Annotated in this window: 13 protein-coding genes and 1 pseudogene; 10 read left to right on the forward strand and 4 right to left on the reverse strand. The window is 70.2% G+C overall.

All coding sequences use genetic code 11. The features are described from left to right. Window positions 1-301: 301 nt before the first annotated feature. Window positions 302-1,720, forward strand: a complete 1,419-nt coding sequence (locus KYK13_RS39030) for a Tox-REase-5 domain-containing protein (RefSeq protein WP_223642168.1) — start codon at window positions 302-304, stop codon at window positions 1,718-1,720. A gap of 12 nt (window positions 1,721-1,732) precedes the next feature. Continuing rightward, the gene (locus KYK13_RS39185; RefSeq protein WP_370645285.1) at window positions 1,733-2,482 is read left to right on the forward strand and encodes an immunity 52 family protein; all 750 of its coding nucleotides are present in this window, start codon (window positions 1,733-1,735) and stop codon (window positions 2,480-2,482) included. A gap of 56 nt (window positions 2,483-2,538) precedes the next feature. Here the strand turns inward: KYK13_RS39185 and KYK13_RS04250 are convergent, their stop codons facing one another. Beyond that, the gene (locus KYK13_RS04250) at window positions 2,539-4,053 is read right to left on the reverse strand and encodes a trypsin-like peptidase domain-containing protein (protein WP_223642172.1); all 1,515 of its coding nucleotides are present in this window, start codon (window positions 4,051-4,053) and stop codon (window positions 2,539-2,541) included. A 444-nt stretch (window positions 4,054-4,497) separates the two neighbouring features. On the opposite strand from KYK13_RS04250, the gene KYK13_RS04255 reads away from it, so the two are divergent. Continuing rightward, entirely contained in the window at window positions 4,498-4,965 is a 468-nt protein-coding gene (locus KYK13_RS04255; protein ID WP_223642174.1) for a response regulator, read from the forward strand. Window positions 4,966-5,042: 77 nt separating this feature from the next. Next, window positions 5,043-5,843 carry a glutaminyl-peptide cyclotransferase gene (locus KYK13_RS04260; RefSeq protein ID WP_223642176.1) on the forward strand — a complete coding sequence of 267 codons (801 nt, stop codon included), beginning with the start codon at window positions 5,043-5,045 and terminating at the stop codon, window positions 5,841-5,843. A 5-nt stretch (window positions 5,844-5,848) separates the two neighbouring features. On the opposite strand, the pseudogene KYK13_RS39190 reads toward KYK13_RS04260, so the two are convergent. Beyond that, a pseudogene (locus tag KYK13_RS39190) lies at window positions 5,849-6,163 on the reverse strand (hypothetical protein); the annotation flags it as partial. A gap of 86 nt (window positions 6,164-6,249) precedes the next feature. On the opposite strand from KYK13_RS39190, the gene KYK13_RS04265 reads away from it, so the two are divergent. Next, window positions 6,250-14,898, forward strand: a complete 8,649-nt coding sequence (locus KYK13_RS04265) for a non-ribosomal peptide synthetase/type I polyketide synthase (RefSeq protein WP_223642178.1) — start codon at window positions 6,250-6,252, stop codon at window positions 14,896-14,898. Window positions 14,899-14,906: 8 nt separating this feature from the next. Here KYK13_RS04265 and KYK13_RS04270 read toward each other — a convergent pair whose 3' ends face one another. Beyond that, window positions 14,907-15,140: a hypothetical protein gene (locus KYK13_RS04270; RefSeq protein ID WP_223642180.1), complete on the reverse strand. Its 234-nt coding sequence runs from the start codon at window positions 15,138-15,140 to the stop codon at window positions 14,907-14,909. Window positions 15,141-15,181: 41 nt separating this feature from the next. Between KYK13_RS04270 and KYK13_RS04275 the strand changes: the two genes are divergently transcribed. The 4 genes from KYK13_RS04275 to KYK13_RS04290 all read left to right on the forward strand — a co-directional run bounded on the left by KYK13_RS04275 (window position 15,182) and on the right by KYK13_RS04290 (window position 19,810). Further along, entirely contained in the window at window positions 15,182-16,288 is a 1,107-nt protein-coding gene (locus KYK13_RS04275; protein ID WP_223642182.1) for a glycerophosphodiester phosphodiesterase family protein, read from the forward strand. A 130-nt stretch (window positions 16,289-16,418) separates the two neighbouring features. Further along, complete coding sequence (locus tag KYK13_RS04280; RefSeq protein WP_223642183.1) at window positions 16,419-16,925, forward strand: MarR family winged helix-turn-helix transcriptional regulator; 507 nt, start codon at window positions 16,419-16,421, stop codon at window positions 16,923-16,925. Between the two features lie 44 nt (window positions 16,926-16,969). Next, window positions 16,970-18,253 carry an HlyD family secretion protein gene (locus KYK13_RS04285; RefSeq protein ID WP_223642184.1) on the forward strand — a complete coding sequence of 428 codons (1,284 nt, stop codon included), beginning with the start codon at window positions 16,970-16,972 and terminating at the stop codon, window positions 18,251-18,253. Window positions 18,254-18,259: 6 nt separating this feature from the next. Next, a complete protein-coding gene (locus KYK13_RS04290; protein WP_223642185.1) occupies window positions 18,260-19,810 on the forward strand; it encodes a DHA2 family efflux MFS transporter permease subunit in 1,551 nt (516 codons plus the stop codon). Window positions 19,811-19,909: 99 nt separating this feature from the next. On the opposite strand, the gene KYK13_RS04295 is transcribed toward KYK13_RS04290, so the two are convergent. After that, on the reverse strand, window positions 19,910-20,518 hold the full coding sequence (locus tag KYK13_RS04295; RefSeq protein WP_223642186.1) for a LysE/ArgO family amino acid transporter: 609 nt from the start codon (window positions 20,516-20,518) through the stop codon (window positions 19,910-19,912). Window positions 20,519-20,626: 108 nt separating this feature from the next. On the opposite strand from KYK13_RS04295, the gene KYK13_RS04300 reads away from it, so the two are divergent. Beyond that, entirely contained in the window at window positions 20,627-21,517 is an 891-nt protein-coding gene (locus KYK13_RS04300; RefSeq protein WP_223642187.1) for a LysR family transcriptional regulator ArgP, read from the forward strand.

The raw sequence follows: 21,517 nt of genomic DNA on the forward strand, positions 1-21,517 counted from the left end.
GAGCCCTCCCAACGCCGCCCGCATGTGAGGCAGCGCGGCACGGTCGCCACTCTATGCCACTGCCGTCGTGATTTCCGAACCCCCGCGGTCGCTCGAATGGCGGGCGCGTGAAGCACTCGTCAGAACGCCAATCAAGCCCGGAGGGCATCCAGGCACCACACCACGTCAATCGCGTGACACATGACATCCCGGGCGAACGAAGGACCAACGGGTCGCCCGCGCACCGGCTGCGTCATTTCGCACCGCGCCGCGCAAGGATGTCAGGACTCCCTGCCAGCCCTGTTCAAAAGGAGGAACAGGCATGAGAGGGATTCCGCCGTCACGATGCGGGGAATGGCTCTGGCGCGAGGGGTTGTGCCTGGTGCTCGTCGCGGGGCTGGTGGGTTGCGTGGGAGGGCGTGCCTCTTCATTGCCGGTGGGGTTGCAAGGCTATGCGCGCTACCACAGCGCATCGCCGGCACCGCTGCGCGGGGACGACGCTTCCGAGGGAGCCGGCGGCACGGTGGGGGATGCGCCGGAGTCTCCCGTGCGATTGCCACCAGGGACGGTGCTCATCGGGAGCTCGCGCGAGCAGGCGCGGCAGGCCGTGGAGTTGGGCCTGCTGGAGGTGGACGCGTTCGAGAAGCTGCTCCTGCGCGCCGGGCTGGAGGACCTGGAGGAGCTGCCGGTCCGCCGCAATCCCTTCACGCCCGCGGACGCGGTCGAGGTGCTGAACCGGCTGATGGAGAAGCCGGTGACGCTCGGCACCTATCCGCCCCGCATGGCGGTGGGCTTCCTGCTGCGCGAGGTGCTGGAGGGCGGTGCGGTGTCTCGCGAGGAGCTGGTTCGCCGGATGGAGCGCTTCGCCCGGGAGCGGGTCGCGGTGCTGCGGCCGGATGGGTATCTGGCCTGGGCGCTCGATGGGCGCACGCAGCAGAAGGTGGCATCCGTGCAGTGGAGGGAGGGGATCTTCCGCGCGGGCCCCTTCGAGTTGGGGCGCTTCTATAGCGGCAAGGGCGGCGTCTTCCGCGGCGTTGTGGTGGCGCTGATCACGTCATCGCCCGAGTACTGGGAGCGCTTCCAGTCCATGACGGAGGGCGAGCAGATCCGTGAAGCCGCGCGGCTGACCACCAACGTCGTCGCACTGTGGGGCACTGCCTCGGCGACGACGCGCACGTTGACCCGCGCGGCAGTGGGCATGGAGGCCACGGTGCCCGTGCTCGCCGTGTCCGCGGAGGGAGTGCTGGGCATCGAGCGCGTCGCGGTGCCCGTGGGACGAGCGGCGGCGGTGCTGAGCGGAGGACCCGGCGCGGCCATCATCCTCCAGAAGGCCGACGCGGCACCGGCTCCAGACGAGCCGGGACATTGGGGACCCGCGAAGGAGTCGATGTCCGACCGCGCCCGGCGCTACCAGGAGCAGATCTCCGGGCACTCGGCGGACGAGGCGTATTGGGTGGGAGACGTGAAGTTCGACGGGTTCCGGGACGGAGTGCTACTGGAAGCCAAGGGACCCGGCTACGCGAACAAGTTCCAAGAAGGCTTGGCGCCAAAGCCCTGGTTCGAAGATACAGGTGCACAAGGGCTCCTTGACCAAGCGTTTCGACAAAGCGATCGAGTGCGCGATATGGGAATTCGCATCGAGTGGCATGTCGCGGAGAAGAAGGCTGCTGATGCCATCAGGAGACTTCTCAAGGGGGCTGGTATCAAGGGGATCGAAGTCGTTCACACACCAGCACGTTGAGCCAAAGACCCCATGACGACCGAGCCCGAGCCCCGGGACTATCCGGATAGCTTCTTTGTCAGTGCCTACTGGGGGGCGCGGAAGGAATCGCCCGAGGCATGCGCCAGTCGTGCGGCGGTCTTGCTTGAGGCCCTGGCCGATTGTGATCCACTTCTGGACCACTGGTACAAATCCATCAGGTCCCGAAAGGGTACGAAGAAACTGTCATTGATGCCGCCCGATGTGTCCGTGCTCACGGACCTGTTCCGACAGGGCACCAACCGAGAAGGGGGGCGCATTTTCGAGGAACTGGGCTTCATGCTCTGGATCAACAACGGAGGTGCTCCCTCCGATTATGCAAGCCTGCGTCTTCGCTGCGGAGACTACGCCGGGACCTCCCCCAACTCCTGCTTCCTGTCCCTTCCATTTGACGGACCCACCGCGGAGCGGGTGTTGACCCCCTCCGTGCTGGAGTCCGTGATGCGCGGAATGGTGGCCGCCTGGGAGCCGGACTGGACCGTGGCCATGTCCGACGCCCATCAGGAGATGGACGATCCAGACAACAAGACCAACGCCTGGGTCGGCTGGCTCACCTACTTCTCCAAGCAGCGAGGCACCGTGCCCCCATTGCCCGCGCCCGTGCGCATCGAACCCGTGGAGGACAAGGGCACCCTCATCGTCCTGACCCCGGAGCGCTTCACCGTGGCCAACCCGGAGCACATGGCGCTGGCCCGACGCGTGCGCGAGCTGCTCACCCGGGCCGGGCTCATCAAGGCCCGCTGAAAGAACAACGGCGCGCTCCACCCCGGCCGGCGGAGCGCGCCCACCACACTCACGGCCTACCGCTGCGGCACTTCAAGCGCGCGCAGCAGCGACCCATCCTGTCCGGGCACCCGCGCGCGCAGGAGCAGCGCGGCCCCAGGCTCCGCGGACGTCAGGGCCTGCGCCGCTTCCGCGACGCCAGAGACCTTCTGATCACCCACCTGCGTCAGCACCATCCCGGGCGCCAGACCCGCGCGCTCCGCGGCGCTGCCGGGCTCCACCGCCACCACCTGCGCGCCGCCTTCGCCGTCCCGAGCCTCCGACAGCCGCATGCCCAGCCGCTTCGACAGGGGCGCGGGCGTCGAATCGCGGGGCGTCACCTCTTCTTCACCTCGCTGCGTCGGCCGGGTGCCCAGCTTCACCGGCACCTCCAGCTCCTTGCCGCCACGCACCAGGCTCACCTTCACCTCGCTGCCCGGCTTGAGCAGCGCCACCGCGCGCGTCAGCGCTCCCGCGGAGTCCACCGCGCGGTCGCCCACGGAGGTGATGACGTCCTCCTCGCGCAGGCCCGCCTTCGCGCCCGGCCCGCCCGCGCTGACGCCGGCCACCACCGCGCCCTTCGTCGCGTCCACTCGCAGCGCGCGCGCCAGCTCCGGCGTGAGGTCCTGCACCGCCAGGCCCACCCAGCCCCGGCGCACCACGCCCGTCTCCTGGAGCTGCGGCAGGAGCGCCTGGATGAGGTTCGCCGGCACCGCGAAGCCAATGCCCGTCGCGCCGCCGATGATGGCCGTGTTCATGCCCACCACCTCGCCCTTCATGTTGAAGAGCGGGCCGCCGGAGTTGCCCGGGTTGATGGCCGCGTCCGTCTGCAGGAAGTCGTCATACGGGCCCGCGTGGATGTCGCGCGCCCGGGCGGACAGGATGCCGGCGCTCACGCTCGACGCGAGCCCGAAGGGATTACCAATGGCCATCACCGGGTCGCCTACGCGCAGGCCATCCGAGTCCCCCAGCTTCACGAACGGCAGGTTCCCGGACACGCCCTTCAACTGGATGAGCGCCACGTCCGTGAGCGCGTCGCGGCCCAGCACCTCCGCGTCGAAGGCGCGCCCGTCCTCCAGCTTCACCCGGACGGTGTCCGCGCCCTCCACCACGTGGTTGTTCGTGAGCACCAGTCCGGACGGGTCGATGACGAAGCCCGACCCGAGCCCCTGCTTCGCGGGCATGCCGCCTTCACCGAAGGGGTCCTGTCCGCCCGGCATGCCGAAGCGCTCGGCGAGGCCGGGAGGCAGGCCCTGGAACCTGCCGCCCATCGCGGGGCGGGCGCGGGCCTGCACCTCCACGTTCACCACCGCGCCCTTCACCGTGTCCACGAGCGGCGCCAGCGACATGAGCGCGCCGGGCGATCCAGGTGTGGGCGTATAGACCGCCGGCTCCACCTTCGCGCCCGAGGGCGTGGTGGCCGTCTTCAAGGACAGCGTGGGGTGGGCAGGGGGAGCCACGTCCGCGGCCGGCTTGCAGGCCCCCAGTGCAACCAGGGGCATCAGCGTGAGCGTGCGGGCAAGGTGGCGGCGAGACGGAAGTGTGCGAACCATCGTGCGTTCTCCTTGGGTGTGCGGTGGCGGCCGGAAGCGGGGCTTCCGGGCGGAAAAGAGGACAAGGAAAGAGTCGAACCGGATGCGGTGGGCGCCCTGGGAAGGAGGCAGCGGTCCCGTTCCACCAGCAACACCGGGAGTCACCGGTGGCCCAGCTGCCTGAAGGGAGCTCTTGGAGGAAGCCCCGCATCCGGTCCGACGCCCTGACCTCATTGCAGTCCATGGGCCAACCCCTTCCGGACCGCATTCAGAGGGGAGGCCGGCCCCGGAAGGCGCCGCGATGCGGGGCAAAGTGCCCCAACCGGGGCATTTCGCCCGGGGGCACGCTGCCCCACGCCCCACCGGCGCGGCTCCCTCCGTTCATGGCACGGCGGATGCTCATGACTCAGCAGTCCTCTGCGCGAGTGTCGCCGCCGCGGGCACCTTCACCCCTTCCAGGAGTTCATGCCCATGGTCCACGAGCAGCCAGAAGGGGTCGCGCGCGTCGCGGCCTGGGAAGACCCTCATTCGGAGCCCGCGAAGGCGCCGCGCATCCTGGTCGCGGATGATCAGACGGAGATGCGCACGCTCATCCGCAAGATGCTGGTGCGGCGGGGCTATGAGGTGGTGGAGGCGTCGGACGGGCCGGGCCTGGTGCGCGTCCTGGTGGAAGGGCTGACGGCCGAGGAGTCGCGCGCGCCCGACCTCATCATCACCGACGTGCGCATGCCGGGCTTCACGGGCCTGGAGGTGCTCGCCCGGCTGCGGCGCGAGCAGTGGACCACGCCGGTCATCCTCATCACCGCGTTCGGCGACGTGCAGCTGCACCGCGAGGCCCTGCGGCTGGGGGCTGCCTGTGTGCTCAACAAGCCGTTCGACATGGACGAGCTGCGAGGCGCGGTGGAGGTGGCGCTCGCGGCGACGCGCGAGTGACGCCGCATCCGCGTGATGGCGCGCTAAGGTGGCGCGGTCCTTTCGCTCGCGAAGCCGCCCTGTCTTCAAGGAAGCCCATGCGCCGCCTCCCCTGGTTCCTGCCCTTGTCCCTGTGGTGTCTGGGGTGCGCGCCCACGCAGCGCCAGACGCCGGATGCGGGCGTCGCGGACCTCACGCCCAAGAAGCTGGTGGCGCGCATCGTCCACACGTATCCGCACGACCCCACGGCCTTCACGCAGGGGCTCCAGTTCCACCAGGGACAGCTCTACGAGAGCACCGGTGAGAAGGGCGACCTGCGCCGCATCTCATTGGAGCAGGCGTCGCCGCTGTGGAAGCAGTCCGTGCCGGACGTGTTCCCAGAAGGGCTCGCGAGCGACGGCGAGCGGCTGTACCAGCTCACCTGGCAGGACGAGACGCTCTTCGTGTGGAACGGCGCGCCGCCCGCGCAGGAGAAGCAGGTGGAGTACTCGGGCGAGGGCTGGGGCCTGTGCTACTGGCACGGCCAGTTGGTGCGCAGCGACGGCACGTCCACGCTGCGCTTCCACGACCCGAAGGACTTCCACGTGAAGTCCCAGGTGCAGGTGACGCTGCAAGGCACGCCGCGGGACATGCTCAACGAGCTGGAGTGCGCGGAGGACGGCGTCTACGCCAACGTCTGGCACACCAACACCCTCTTGAAGATCGACTACGCCACGGGCCGCGTGCTGGCCGTCATCGATGCGTCGGCCCTGGCGCAGGCGGTGCGCGGCCGGGTGCACAGCTACGAGGCGGTGCTCAATGGCATCGCGTTGGAGCCCGGCACCGGCCGCCTGTTCCTCACCGGCAAGCTCTGGCCCGACCTCTTCGAGGTCGCGCTGGAGCCGGCCCCCGCGCAGTAGTCCCTCCAGTGGATGGGCCAGTCCGGTCCACTGCCGGCGAGGTCGCACAGCAGATGACCGCGGAACGCAGCCACCGACAGCAGCCCCACGGCCACCCGCTGTCTCGCCAGTGCCGCACATGCCGCCAGCGTGACGAGCGCTCCCACGTACCCGTGAAGAATCACGTGGTGATAGCGCCCGTAGAATTCTTCACCCGCCATCAATGACAAACCATCCAGGTCCGGTGCGAGTCCCGCGCAGGTGACCAGGACGCGGTCGCGCCGTTCGCGCAGGCCCTGCGCCAGGAGCCAGGACGGTTCCGCATGGACGATGGGGTTCATGGGTGTGCACTAGCGTACGGCAGCCCGGGGCATCGGCGAAGGTTCCCAGGGCAGCGCGTTGAGGAGGTGGGAGGCAATGACTCTTCATGAATCCCATCTCCGCCGACCTGCCGCTGGACATCGCCACGCGCTTCGAAGCGCACGCACGCGATGCGCCCGGGGCCGTGGCGCTCCATTTCGAAGGCGGCGTGCTCCGCTATGACGCGCTCAACCGGCACGCGAACCGGCTGGCGCGACGGCTCCGGGCGTGTGGGGTCGTCCTCGACCAGCCCGTGGGCATCCTCGCGGACCGCACACCGGAAATGCTGGTGGGGTTGCTGGGCATCCTGAAGGCAGGGGGCGCCTATCTCCCGCTGGATCCAAGCCATCCTCCAGAGCGGCTCGCCGCGATGATGGAGGACGCCGGGGTGCGGGTCCTCGTCGGACGGCGTGAGGCGGTCCAGGGGCTGCGCTTCCAGGGACACATCGTCGAGCCTCCCGCCCGGGAGGAACCGCCCGAAGCGCTCGATGCCGTGAACGTGAAGGGCGGGGCGGGGCCGGACTCGCTGGCCTATGTGCTCTACACGTCGGGCTCCACGGGGAGGCCCAAGGGCGTGTGCATCCCGCACCGGGGCGTGGCGCGGCTGGTGCTGGACGCGGGCTTCATGGGCTTCCGGCGCCAGGACCGCGTCCTCCAGGCCGCGTCCCTTGCCTTCGACGCGTCGACGCTGGAGATCTGGGGAGCGCTCCTCAACGGCGCGACGCTGTGCCTGGTTTCAAGGGAGACGCTGCTGTCGCCTCCGCTCCTCGCGGAGAAGCTCCGGCGGGACGCCATCTCCGTCGCGGTGCTGAGCACGTCGTTGTTCCATCAGCTCGCCTCGGCCATTCCGGACGCGTTCGGAGGGCTTCGCGTCCTGATGGTGGGCGGTGACGTGCTGGACCCCAAGTGGGTGGCGCGAGTCATGGCGCACGGGAAGCCCCAGCGGCTGCTCAACAGCTACGGACCCACCGAGTGCACCACCTCCGCGACGGCGTATGAGCTCCACGTCCCTCCGGCTCCGGGCACGTCCATTCCCATCGGCGGACCGCTGGCGAAGCTCCAGCTGTATGTCCTGGATGACGAGGGGACGCCGTTGCCCGTGGGCGAAGTCGGGGAGCTGTACCTGGGCGGAGAAGGGCTCGCGCGGGGCTACCTGAACCGGCCGGGGCTCACCGGCGAGCGGTTCCTCCCGGATCCGTTCGGTGGCGTCCCTGGCGCGCGGATGTACCGGACGGGAGACCGGGTGCGGTGGCGGGAGGACGGCAACCTGGAGTTCCTGGGGCGGGCGGACCACCAGGTGAAGATCCGGGGCGCTCGGGTCGAACTGGCGGAGATCGAAAACGTCCTGCGCGCCCACCCGCACGTCGCTGACGCAGTGGTCCGCGTGCATGAGGTGTCTTCGGGAGACAAGCGGCTCGTCGCGTATGTCTCCCGGCGTGGGGAGGCGGCGCTGACGGACGCGGAGCTGCGTGCGTATCTGGGCTCGAAGCTGCCGGACTTCATGCACCCCCATGCGGTCATGGTGATGGACCGGATGCCGCTCAACTCGAGTGGCAAGGTGGACCGCTCGCGGCTCCCTGCGCCGCGCTTCGGTTCGGAAGCGGGTGAGGTGCCGCGTACGCCCTTGGAGGAGGAGATCGCGCGCGTCTGGTCGGACGTCCTGGGAACGCGGCACGCGGGAACCCAGGATCGCTTCATGGAGTCGGGTGGGGATTCACTGCTCGCCATCCGCTTCATTGAGCGGCTGGAGCAGTCGCTGTCGGTCCGCCTCCCCGTGCGGACGCTCTTCGACAGTCCGAGCATCGCGGAGCTGGCGCGGTGGGTGGAAGCGGCACGGAGAACGGACCGGAGCCGCGTCCTGCCCCCCATCGTCCCGGTGGACCGGACGCAGCCCCTGCCCCTGTCTGATTCCCAGCGGCAGTTGTGGCTCCTGGAGCAGATGGCGCCCCGGCGCGCCGTCTACAATGAGCCCTTCACGCTGTACCTGCCCGGTGACCTCCAGCCCGACGCGCTGGAGCGAGCGTTCCGTTCGCTCATCGCCCGGCATGAAGTGCTGCGCACGACCTTCGGCGCCACGCCCGAAGGCCCCTTCCAACGCGTGCAGCCGGACATGCCGTTCCACCTGCGGCGCGTGGACCTGCGCTCCGTTTCCGGGAGCATGAGGAGCGCGAAGGCGTTGCAGTTGGCCACCCAGGAGGCACGTGAGCCCTTCGACCTGGAGCACGGGCCTCTGCTGCGGGCGACGTGGATGCGCTTGAGCGCGACGGAGAGCCGCCTCGCGCTGGTGATGCACCACCTCATCGTGGATGGCTTCACGATGGAGGCGTTCCTCCAGGAGCTGCACCGGTTCTATCTGGCGGAGGAACCCTCACTGCCACCGCTGCCGCTCCAGTACGGCGACGCCGCTGTCTGGCAACAGGGGCGTTCCTACCGGGAAGCCATCGCGCCGGAGCTCGACTGGTGGAAGCAGACGCTCGCGGGGGCTCCACACCTGGAGTTGCCCACGCAGCATGTCCGCCCTCCAGTCCCGAGCTTCCGAGGGGCCAAGCACGTTGTGCGGATCCCCGGTGACCTCCTGGAGGCGGTGAAGGCGCTGGGGCGCGGTGAGGACGCCACGCTCTTCATGACGATGCTGGCGGCGTTCTTCGCGCTGCTGCACCGCTACTCGGGAGCGGAGGACCTCGTCGTCGGAGGTGCCTTCTCCGGACGCGGCCGCGAGGAATCACGAACCATCACCGGGCACTTCGTGAACCTGCTGCCGCTGCGGCTGCGCTTCACCGAAGGGCTGACCGTGTGGGGCCTCGTGGCACGAGTGCGCCAGGTCTGCCTGGAGGCGCTCGAACATCAGGAAGCGCCGCTCCTGCGCATCGTGGAAGCGGTGAACCCGTTGCGCATCCCCGGCGCCAACCCGTTGTTCCAGGTGTCCTGCACGTTGGAGCCGCGCATCGCGGTGCCGGAGTCGGATTGGCGCGTGGAGCCCCATGACGTCGACACCGGGACATCGAAGCTCGACCTCTCCATCGAACTGGATGAACGGCCCGATGGCATGTCCGTGCGGTGGGAGTACGCGCTCGACCTCTTCGAGCCATGGATGATCCACCAGCTGGGCCAGCACTTCGTGACGCTGCTGCGCGAGGCCGCGCACGACCCGGACCGGCTGGTCGCGACGCTGCCGCTCCTCTCGGAGGCGGAGCAGACGCAGGTGCTCGCCTGGGCGCACGGACCCATGGAAGACGTGCCGCACGCGGACTGTCTGCACCATCCGTTCGAAGCGCAGGTGAAGCGCACCCCGGATGCGCCGGCCCTCGTCTTCCAGGGGCGGGCCTTGAGCTACCGGGCGCTGAACGTGGAGGCGAACCGGCTGGCCCATCACCTCGTGGCCCGGGGCATCGGGCCGGGTGACTTCGTGGGTGTGTGTGTCGAGCGCTCCTTCGAATTGATCATCGCCCTGCTGGCGACGCTGAAGGCGGGCGCGGCCTACGTGCCGCTGGATCCCGCGTATCCCAGGGCGCGGCGGGAGTTCACGGCGCGGGATGCGAAGCTCAAGCTCATTCTCGCGCAGGCGGCGACGTTCGCGCTCGTGGACGGTGTGGACGTCCCGGTGGTCGCGCTGGAGCAGGTGCGCGGCGGCTCAGAGGACAATCCCCGAGTCCACGTCACCGGGGATGACCTCGCGTATGTCATCTACACGTCCGGTTCGACGGGACAGCCCAAGGGCGTGTGCATCCGGCACCGGAGCGCGGTGCACCTGTCCCAGACCGTGGTCTCGCGGTTCGGCTTCGCGCCGGGCCAGCGCGTGGCGCAGTGTGCCCGGTTCGGCTTCGACTTCTCCGTCGCGGAGATCTTCCCGACGCTCTCCTCCGGCGCCACGCTGTACCTGCTGAGGCAGTCGGACATTGCCGCCGGTGAGGAGCTGGCGGACTTCCTGCAGACCCAGCGCATCCACACCGCGATGTTCACGCCGTCGGCGTTGGGCTCCATGACGTGGCGGGCGCTTCCGGACCTGAAGACGCTCGCGATTGGTGGTGAGGAGCTGCCCGCGCGACTCGTGGACACGTGGGCTCCTGGACGTCGCTTCATCCAGGTCTATGGCCCCACTGAAGCCACGGTCTTCACGACGGCGGGGGACTGCGTGGCTGGAGAGGGCCCATACCCTATCGGCACGCCCCTCCCCGGTTACGAGGTCTACCTCCTGGATGAAACCCTGACGCCCGTCCCCGTGGGCGTGCGAGGCGCGCTCTACATCGGGGGCGAGGGGCTGGCGCACGGCTACCTGAACCGCCCGGAGCTCAGCGCGGAGCGGTTCATCCCCCATCCCTTCAGCGCGGAGCCGGGAGCGCGCCTCTACAAGAGCGGCGACATCGGCAGCCACCGCCCGGACGGCGGCATCGACTTCCATGGGCGGTCGGATCGCCAGCTCAAGCTGCGAGGCTTCCGCATCGAGCCAGGTGAAATCGAGGCCGTGCTGCGCAAACACCCCGATGTCCGGGACGCCGTGGTGGAGCCCCGGCTGCTCGCGGGAGAGCGGCACCTCGTGGGCTACGTGATTCCACGGGATGCCGCCGGGGCGGCGCGGCTCCAGACGCCCGCGTTCAAGGACGCGCTGGCTGAGGCGCTTCCCCCGCACATGGTGCCCCGCGAACTGGTGCTGGTGGAGGCGTTCCCGCTGGGGCCCACGGGGAAGCTCGACCGCGATGCGCTGCCGATGCCTTCGGTCAGGACCGCGACCGCTCCTGTCTCCACGGAGCGCGAGGAGGCGCTGGAGCGCATCTGGTGCCGGATTCTCGGCGTGGAACGCATCGGCAGGCAGGAGGGCTTCTTCGACGCGGGCGGGAACTCGCTGCTGCTCGCGCGGGTCCAGTCCGCGCTGGCCCTGGAGCTGGGCATCCGCGTGAGCATGGCCACGCTGTTCCAGTTCCCGACGCTCGAATCCCTGGCGAGGCACCTGGACGCGGACGCCAGCGCGCCACCGGAGACGCCGGAGCCCACTCCTCGTCCCGTGCGGTCCTCGGAGCCCATCGCCATCATCGGCACGGCCGGCCGGTTCCCGGGGGCTCCCAGCGTCGATGCGCTGTGGACGCTGCTGGTGGAGGGCCGCGAGGGCCTGTCCCGCTTCAGCCGCGAGGCGTTGCTCGCCGCGGGCGAGGATCCCCAGCTCCTGGAGAATCCCTCCTATGTCCGCGCCTCGGGACTGCTGGAGGACGTCGAGTCCTTCGACGCCGCCTTCTTCGGCTACAGCCCGCTGGACGCGCGGCTGATGGATCCGCAGCTCCGCCTGTTCCTGGAGTGTGCCTGGGAGGCGCTCGAGGCGGCGGGCTACGACCCGAAGCGGTTGCCCGGCAAGGCGGGGCTGTTCGCGGGCTCGGGAGTGCCTCGCTACTGGTTGGATCAGGTGCTGCCGCGCTTCCGGTCGCTGTCCGTGGCCTCGGATGCGTACCGGTCCATCCTGGGCAATCCGTGGCAGTTCCTCGCCACGGCGACGGCGTATCAACTGGGCCTGCGTGGTCCCGCCCTCACGGTGCAGACGGCCTGCTCCACGTCCCTGGTGGCCGTGCACCTGGCCTGCCAGAGCCTGCGGGCCGGTGAGTCCGACGTGGCGCTGGCGGGGGGCATCTCGCTCTTCGCGTCGGGCCCCTCCGGCTATCTCCACGAGGCCGGCGGCATCACGTCTCCGGACGGACACTGCCGTCCCTTCGACGCGAAGGGGCAGGGGACGGTGCCCTCCAGCGGCGTGGGCATCGTGGTGCTCAAGCGCCTGGAAGACGCGCTGCGGGATGGAGACACCATCCATGCCGTCATCCGGGGCTCGGCCATCAACAACGATGGAAACGCCAAGGTCGGCTTCACCGCGCCGGGCGTGGAGGGACAGCGCGACGTCATCGTGCGAGCCCACGCCGACGCGGGCGTGGCCCCGAATGACATCACCTACGTCGAAGCGCACGGCACCGCGACGCCGCTGGGGGATCCGCTGGAGGTCCAGGCGCTGCGGCTCGCCTTCGGAGCGCGTGAGGCCTCCGCGCCCGCCGTTGTCCTGGGCGCGCTCAAGAGCAACGTGGGGCATCTGGACTCGGCGGCCGGGGTTGCGGGGTTGATCAAGACGACGCTGGCGCTGGAGCACCGCTTCCTCCCGGGCACCGTCCACTTCGAGCAGCCCCATCCGGAAGCAGGCCTGGAGCGCTCGCCGTTCGTCGTGAGCCGGGAGGGACGGCCCTGGTCCGTGCCCGAAGGCTTCTCGCGCGTCGCGGGAGTCAGCGCGTTTGGCATTGGGGGGACCAACGCGCACGTCGTCCTGGAAGAGGCGCATCTCACGCCCCCCGCCGCCGTGAGCCCTGCGGTGGAGGTGCTGGTGCTCTCCGCGCGCAGCGGGGCGGCATTGGAGGCGGCGTCGCGGCGGCTCGCGGATCATCTGGAGCGGCATCCCGAGCAGCCGCTGGCGGACGTCGCGTACACACTGCAAGAGGGACGGACCGCGTTCGGCCACCGGCGCGCCATGGCTTGCGAGACATCGACGGAGGCCATCGCGAAGCTCCGGCGGAGCAGCTCCGCGCAGGTCGTCGCATCGCCCCCTCCTGAAGTGTGCTTCCTGTTCCCGGGGACGGGCACGCAGGAGCCGGGCATGGGCGCGACGTGGTACCGGCGCGCTCCGGCGTATCGCGAAGCCTTCGATGCGTGCGCCGCGCTCTTCGGCTCGGAAGTGGAGTTCGAGCTTCGCGCCGCGCTGCTCACGAATGCGCGCGGGCCGCGGTCAGAGGAGGCGCTGCGGATGCCCTCCCTGGGCATGGCCGCCATCTTCACGACGGAGTACGCGCTGGCGCGGCTCCTGGGCGCCTGGGGCATCCACCCGACGAGCCTCCTGGGTCACAGCCTGGGCGAGTACGCCGCGGCCTGTCTCTCCGGCGTCCTGTCGCTGGAGCAGGCCGTGTCCCTGGTCGCGCTGCGCGGCCGTCTCTGCGATGCCCTGCCTCCGTCCGGCATGCTGGCCGTGCCCCTGTCAGAGGGGGTGCTCACGCAGGAGCTGCCACCTGGATTGTCCCTGGCCGCGGTCAACGGGCCGGTTCAGTGCGTGGTGTCCGGGACGCTGGAGGCATTGGAGGACTTCGCGGCGCGGCTGCAAGAAAAGGGCGTCAGGGCGAAGCGGCTGCCGAACGCGGTCGGGTTCCACTCCGCGCTCGTGGAGCCCGTGATGCAACCGCTCACGGACCTGGCCCGGTCGATGCGGCCGAAGACCCCGACGATTCCCCTCGTCTCCAACGTCACGGGCACCTGGCTGACGGCGGACGATGCGCGCGATCCCTCGTATTGGGCCCGCCATCTGCGGCACGTGGTCCGGTTCTCCTCGGGTCTGGAGCTGCAGATGGAGGACCGTGAGCGGATCTTCGTGGAGGTGGGGCCGGGACGGACGCTCTCCACGCTGGCGCTGCTGAATCCCCGGGCGGGACGTGAGCGGCTCGTGCTGCCCACGCTCGGCGTGCCCGAGGGACGACGTCACCCGCCGGAGAGCGATGAACAAGCGCTGCTCCACGCCGTGGGACAGCTCTGGTCCGCGGGCCTCCCCGTGGACTGGAGCGCGGTGCGCGGGAGCGGTCCCCGCAGGCGGGTCGTGCTGCCGACGTATCCCTTCGAGCGCAAGCGCTACACGCTGGCGGAGAAGACGCCACGGCGCCCCACGCCCGAAGTCACGCATGCGGCCCGGCCGCTCCGCCACGAAGAGGTGTGGGCCTCCATGGAGGCGCTCTGGAAGGAGCTGCTCGGCGTGGACACGCTGACGCCGGACAGCCACTTCTTCGAACTGGGAGGCACCTCGCTCCTCGTCGTGCAGCTCAACCGCGAGCTCAAGTCGCGGCTGGAGGTCACCCTGTCGCTGCACGCGGTGCTGGAACACCCGACGCTGGGCGCGTGGGTGCGCGCGGTCCAGGATGAGCTGGAACGAACGGGGAGGCCGCTCCTCAAGGAGTCTCCGCTCCGCATGGAGCTCCAGGCGGGCCGGCATGGACGGGCGCGCCTCTTCCTGGTGCAGCCCATCGGGGGCACCGTCTACACGTACCTGCCGCTGGCGAAGCAGCTGGGCGCGGACACGCCTGTCCACGCGTTCCGTGCATATGGGCTGGAGCCCGGCGAGGCGCCCTATCGAGACGTGCCCACGATGGCGCGCGCCTACGTGGACGAACTGCTCGCCTTTCAGCCGCGGGGACCCTACTGGCTGGGTGGCCACTCCTCGGGTGGCGTCATCGCCTACGAGATGGCGGCGAAGCTGTTGGAGCGGGGCCACTCCGTGGCGGGCGTCTTCCAGATCGACACGGTGACGGTGGACGACTCGCGCAGGCTGGGCATCCGGAGCATGGGAGACGTGCTCCAGCTCATCCGTGCGTTCCAGGAGATCTCCCCCCGCGCGGCGGAGGGGCTGCGGACGGCGATGGAGGACGACACGCGGCTGCGCGACGTGGTGCTCGCGACCAACGAGGCCATCGCCGCGTATGCGCCAGGGCGTCATGCGGTGCCGCTCGTGTACCTCCGGGCCACGGAGCGGGACGCGGTGCTGGATTCGCACGCGGAGGAGGGGTGGAGGGCGCTGACGACCGCTTCGTTCCAGGCCCACGACGTGCGCGGCAACCACTTCACCATCATGGAGGAGCCCCAGGTGACGGCGGTGGCGCGCATCATCCGGGACAAGCTGACGTCGGGAAGCGAAGGGGACGACGAGCGCGGCGCGGGATGAGCCCCTGTTCACCCCGGAGGAAGGGGCGACCGTCGCGGCGTGCCCAAGAGCTCCAGCGTGCGCAGCGCCACATCCGCCAGCGTGGAAGAGCACGGCATGCAGCCTCCGCCACAGCACGGAGGCCAGTCGCCCTCCGGGTCCCGCAGCAGCGGATACACGCAGGCCCGCAGGGACTGCGGCAGTCCCGCGTCGTCACACGCCTGACGCAGCGCTGCCTGCACGGTGGCATCCTTCACGTCCATCGCTTCCACTTCCTAACCGACACCCGGAACGAAGGCAGCCCATGCGCACGGCATCGTCCACCCGGCGGCCTCCACGTCGCGTCCTCGCGGTGCTCCTGGCGGCCCTCACCTGCGGTTGCACGAGGGCCCACCTCACCACGCCACCGGATGATCCCACGGTGCGCCTCATGGATGCCTTGCGGGCGCACGCACGGACGCACGCTCCCGTGTGCTCGCCGGACGTGGCGTTGCTCCGGCCCGGAGGCGGCATCGACCTGGAGCGCCTCCACGCCGCCGGCCACCCCGTCGTCGTCTGGACCGTGAACGACCTGCCTACGATGCGGGCCCTGCTCCAGCGCGGCGTGGACGGCATCATCAGCGACCGGCCGGACCTCCTCGCCCAGGCGGTGCGCGACTTCGACGCCAACGGCGACGGCACTCCCGGCGACCTGCTGGACGCGGACGGCCTCATCGACCCGAAGCGCTTCGATGCGCAGGGCCACCGGGGCGCGCGCAACCTGCGGCCGGAGAACACGCTGCCCGCCTTCGAGGCCGCGCTCGACCACCGGATGACCACGCTGGAGCTGGACACCGTCCTCACCGCCGATGGCGTCCCCGTGCTCTCCCATGACCCGGACCTGTCCCCGGCGAAGTGCCGCCACGCGGATGGAAGCCCGCTGACCACCCCCGTCCCCGTCGCGACCCTCACCGTCGCGCAGCTCCAATCCGCCTACGTCTGCGACCGCCTCCTCCCGCATCGGCCGGAGCAGACGAACGACCACACCTGCTCGCCCGAGGCCGTCGCGTTCGCCGCGCGTACGGGCCTGCCGGACCCCTACACCGTCCCCACCCTGCGTCAGCTGTTCGCCTTCGCCGCGGACCAGGCGGACGCCGCCCATGAAGCCCGCGACCCGCTCCGCGCCCGGAACGCCCGCCGTCTCCGTTTCAATGTGGAACTCAAACGGACGTCCGTGAAGACAGACATCGCCCCGGCGCATGGTGATGCGGTGGCCCGGGACATCCAAGAGGCAGGGCTCGTCGGGAGGGTGGACGTGCAGTCCTTCGACCTGCGCGCCGTGCGCTCGGTGCAGGAGCGTCACCCTGAATCGCGCGCCGTCCTCCTCCTGGAGACCCGCCCCACCGAAGTGGATGTGAAGGCGGCCGAGTAACCGGACGGTCCACTTCCCGCTCGGGAAATCAAGGAGTTAGTCAGTCGACGAAATCAGCTTGCGCAAAATCATTAGGGGCCTTACTAGACGCCCCGCTTTGGTTCCCCTGCGCCCCAAGAACGCCACGCCGATGAAGCTCGTGCCCCGGTACGAGCGGCTGAAGCAGATGGCCCAGCGGTTTCCCGCGCTCGACCCCAGCGCCATCGAGACGTGTCTGACGATGCTGCGGTTGTCCAATGAGCTGACGGAAGCCTACGAAGCGCACTTCGCCCGGCATGGCGTGTCACACGGGCGCTTCGTGGTGCTCGTGCAGCTCTTCGCCGCGGAGGACGCGGGCGAGACGCTGCGCCCCGCGGACCTCGCGGAGCTGGCGAGCTGCACCCGCGCGACCATCACGGGGCTCCTGGACACGCTGGAGAAGGACGGCCTCGTCTCCCGCGTGAACCACCCCGAGGACCGGCGCATGTACTCCGTGCACCTCACGCAGAAGGGCCGCGACTTCATCCTGGGCATGATGCCCGACCACTACCGCCGCATCGCCGCGCTCATGGCTCCCTTGAGCCTCGAGGAGCGGGACACCCTTCGCGCCCTGCTGGCCAAGGTGTCCTCCGGCATCCCCGCCCTGCGGGACCCCTGAAGCCTTCCCACACCCCTTCTTCAACGCCGCATCGAGCAACAACCATGACGACCCGTACCGCCTCTCCCCTGGAAGCGCCCGCTCCCTCCACCGACGCCCCCGCCGCCACGAAGCCCGCGAAGCGCTCCCGCGCGAAGCAGGTGCTGCCCGTCCTCGTGGGCGTGGCGGTGCTGGGCGCGGGCGCGCGCTACCTGCTCACCCACGGCCACGAGTCCACGGACGACGCCCAGGTCGAAGGCCGCATCGCCAACGTGGCGCCGCGCGTGGCCGGGCAGGTGGCCCGCGTGCTGGTGAAGGACAACCAGACCGTGAAGGCCGGCGACGTGCTGGTGGAGCTGGACCACGCGGACCTGGACGCCAAGCTGGAGGTCGCCCGCGCGGACGTGATGAGCGCGGAGGCCCAGCTGTCCAACGCCCAGGCGCAGCTCACCCTCACGGAGGCCAACGCGGGCGCCAACCTGCGCCAGGCCCGCGCCGGCGTCACCCAGGCCTCCAGCGGCATCAGCTCCTCCAAGGCCGCGCTGGACCAGGCCCGCGCGGACGTGACCGCGGCCGAGGCGCGCTTCAAGCTGGCGGAGACGGACCTGGGCCGCATCAAGCAGCTGCGCGAGCAGGGCGCGGTGGCCCAGGCGGACCTGGACGCGCGTCAGGCCTCGTATGATCAGGCCAAGGCCCTGTTGGACCAGTCCCGCGCGCGCCTCACCTCCACCGAGGCCGGCATCCAGAGCTCCTCCGGTGGCCTGGAGGCCGCGCAGGGCAAGCTGACCGCCGCGGAGACGGCGCCCGTGCAGGTGCAGGCCGCGCAGGCCGCGCTGAAGCTCGCCGAGGCCCGCCTCAAGCAGACGCATGGCGCGCTGACGCTCGCGGAGCTCGCGGTGTCCTACGCGCAGGTGCGCGCCCCGGTGGACGGCGTGGTCAGCCGCCGCACCGTGGAGGTGGGACAGATGGTGGGCCCGGAGCGCCCGCTGATGGCCATCGTTCCGCAGGACGACATCTGGGTGGTCGCCAACTTCAAGGAGGACCAGGTCGGTGAGATGCGCCCGGGCCAGCCGGTGGACGTGAAGGTGGACGCGTTCGGCAGCCACTCGTTCAAGGGCCACGTGGACAGCCTCGCGGGCGCCAGCGGCGCGCGCTTCGCCCTGCTGCCGCCGGACAACGCGTCCGGCAACTTCGTGAAGGTCGTGCAGCGCATCCCCGTGCTCATCCGCTTCGACGGCGACCGCAAGGACCTGCCCATCAAGCCCGGCATGAGCGTCTACGTCACCGTGGACACCGGGGCCGAGCCCGCGCCGCAGCGGACCGCGGCCGTGGACACCCGCAAGGAGTAACCCACCGTGGACGCACGCCGCGACGTCATCCAAGGTTCCAAGACGGGCATCACCATCGCGGCCATGGCCGCGGCGCTGATGTCCGTGCTGGACATCTCCATCGTCAACGTGGCCCTGAGCGACATCCGCGCGAGCTTCGGCACGCCGTTGGATCAGATCGCCTGGGTGTCCACGGGATACATGATGGCCAACGTGGTGGTCATCCCGATGACGGGCTGGCTGCAGCGCCGCTTCGGCTATCGGAAGTACTTCACGTTCTCCGTCCTGCTCTTCACGCTGGCCAGCGTGCTGTGCGGCCTGTCGTGGAACCTGCCCTCGCTGGTGGCCTTCCGCATCCTCCAGGGCATGGGCGGCGGCGCCATCATCCCCACGTCCCAGGCCATCCTCTTCGCCCGCTACCCGCGCGAGGAGCACGGCATGGCGGGTGCCCTCTTCGGCCTGGGCGCCGTGACGGGCCCGCTGCTGGGGCCCACCGTGGGTGGCCTGCTCATCGAGGCGGCCAGCTGGCACTGGATCTTCCTCATCAACGTGCCCGTGGGCCTCTTCGCCGCGTACATGGCGTGGCGCTACATCGAGCAGCCCCACTTCGAGCCGTCCATGGAGAAGGTGGACCGCAACGGCATCGCGCTGCTCGCCGTGGGCATGGCCTGTCTCCAGTACGTGCTGGAGGAGGGCAACCGCGAGGACTGGTTCGACAGCAGGCTCATCACGCTGCTGGCGGTCATCGCGGCCATCGCGCTCATCACCTTCGTCGTCCACGAATTGGAGACACCCAGTCCCGTGGTGGACCTGCGCGTGTTCGGCAACCGCAGCTACTCCGCGGCCACGGGGGTGAACTTCCTCGTGGGCACGGCGCTGTTCTCCGGCTCGTTCCTCTTCAGCCTCTTCTGCGGCTCGGTGATGCGCTACGAGGCGTTGGACATCGGGCTCATCTTCCTCAAGGGCAGCGCCATCCAGGTCATCCTGATGCCGCTCATCGGCAAGTTCGGCGGCAAGGTGGATGGGCGCTACCTCGTCGCCTTCGGCGTGCTGGGCGTGAGCCTGTCGCTGTGGACCAACGGGCACCTGGCCACGCGCGTGGATGAAATCACCCTCATCACGCCGGTGTTCATCCGCGCCTGTTCGCTGGGTTTCATCTTCGTGCCGCTGTCGGTGATGGCGCTCAGCAACCTGCGTCCGGAGCAGCGCGGCAACGCGGCGGGCCTCTTCAACCTCACCCGCGAGCTGGGCGGCTCCATTGGCACGGCGTGGATGAGCAGCGCGCTCAGCCGCTCCACCCAGGCCAACGTCACCGCCGTCACGTCGCACGTGGACGTCTACGGGCAGGTGGCCCAGGAGCAGGTGGCCCAGCTGACGGGCGCCATGGCCGCGAAGGGCGTGCTCAATCCCACGGGCGCCGCCTACGGCCTGTTGAGTCAGCGCATCAGCGCCCAGGCGCTGGTGCGGGCCTTCAACGCGAACTTCCTCATCCTCGCGCTGCTGTTCGTCTGCGCCCTCGTCCTGGTGGCCATGCTCCAGAAGGCGGATCCCAAGGTGAAGGTGGAAGGCGCGCACTAGGAAGCACGGCTTTCCGGAAACGACAAAGCGCGGGTCCCCGAGGCACTGGGGGCTCGCGCTTCTTCGTTTCAGGAGGGCACGGGGACGACGCCCGCCGCGTCAGGCCAGGAGCGAGGCCGCCAGCGCCAGCATGACCAGCCCGATGACGCCATCCAGGAGCCTCCAGGCGAGGGGCCGCGCGAAGAGGGGCGCGAGATACCGGGCGCCGAAGCCCAGGCCGCTGAACCACGCGCAGCTGGCGGCCATGGCTCCGGCACCGAAGAGCGGCGCGCCGTGGCCTCCTTCCCGCGCCGCGACGGAGCCCAGGAGCACGACAGTGTCCAGGTACACATGGGGATTGAGGAACGTGAGCGCCAGCGCCGTGCGCAGCGTGCGCCCCGAGCCCGCCTCCCGCCCGCCCGCGGCCTCCAGCGCCGCGCGGTCAGGGCGGAGCGCACGGAGGAGCGACGTCACCCCGAACCAGGCCAGGTAGGCGGCGCCGCACCACTTCGTCACCAGGACGAGCCACGGGAGCTTCACGATGAGCTGCCCCATGCCCGCGACGCCCGCGGCGATGAGGAGCACGTCCCCGGCCACGCACACGCCCACGACCAGGGGGACGTGCGCGCGCAGCAGCCCCTGTCTCAGGACGAAGGCGTTCTGGGCTCCGATGGCCACGATGAGTGAGGCGCCCAGTCCGGCCCCTCGCAGAAGCGGTGACAGCTCCATGACGACCCTCCGGGTGCCGCGCGCTTCGCGGCCCCACTCGGCAAGGTGCCCGCCCGCAGGTATGAAGTGGAGCTAAACCTCCTGAACCGGATGAAGGAACGCTAAACCATGCTCGATTACCCGCTGCTGGAGGCGCTGGCGGCCGTCGTGCGTGAAGGCTCCTTCGAGCGCGCCGCCCGGGTCCTCCATGTCACGCCATCGGCGGTCTCCCAACGCGTCAAGCTCCTGGAGGAGCGCCTGGGCCAGACGCTGGTCGTGCGGGCGCAGCCCTGCCGCCCCACGGCGACGGGGGCGGTGCTCTGCGGGCACGCGGAGCAGGTCGCGCTGCTGGAGCACGAACTGCGCACCCGCCTCCCGGAGGTGGGGACGTCCCCGGGCCCGCGCCCGACGCTGCGGCTGGCGGCCAACGCGGACAGCGTCGCGACCTGGCTCGTGCGCGCGCTGGCGGGCTTCACCTCTCGGCACGCCGTGCTCTTCAATCTGGCCGTGGACGATGAAAGCCACACGGTCGAGCTGCTGCGGTCGGGCTCGGTGCTCGGCGCGGTGACGTCACAGGCCGAGCCCGTCCAGGGGTGCCGCTCGACGCGCCTGGGCGCGATGCGGTACCTGGCGACCTGCTCCCCCGACTTCCACCGGCGCCACTTCTCCTCGGGCGTGACGGGGGCGGCCCTTGCCGGCGCGCCGTGCCTGCGCTTCGACACCAAGGACGCGCTCCAGCGGACCTTCCTGCGCCGGCTGACACGCGCGCGCGTCGAGCCGCCGACGCACTGGGTGCCCAGCCCGCATGGCTTCGTGGACGCCTGTCTCGCGGGGATGGGCTGGGGGATGAACCCCGAGCCCCTCATCCGCGAGGAGCTGCGTGCCGGGAGGCTCGTGGAGCTCGTGGCCGGCCGGCACCTGGACGTGGTGTTGTACTGGCAGCAGGGGCGACTGGCGTCCCCGCTCGCGGAGGAGCTGTCGCGGACGCTCCATGCAGCCGCCCGCGCCTCCCTGCGCTAG

It is taken from the genome of Corallococcus sp. EGB (assembly GCF_019968905.1).
In the GTDB taxonomy this organism is placed as follows: domain Bacteria; phylum Myxococcota; class Myxococcia; order Myxococcales; family Myxococcaceae; genus Corallococcus.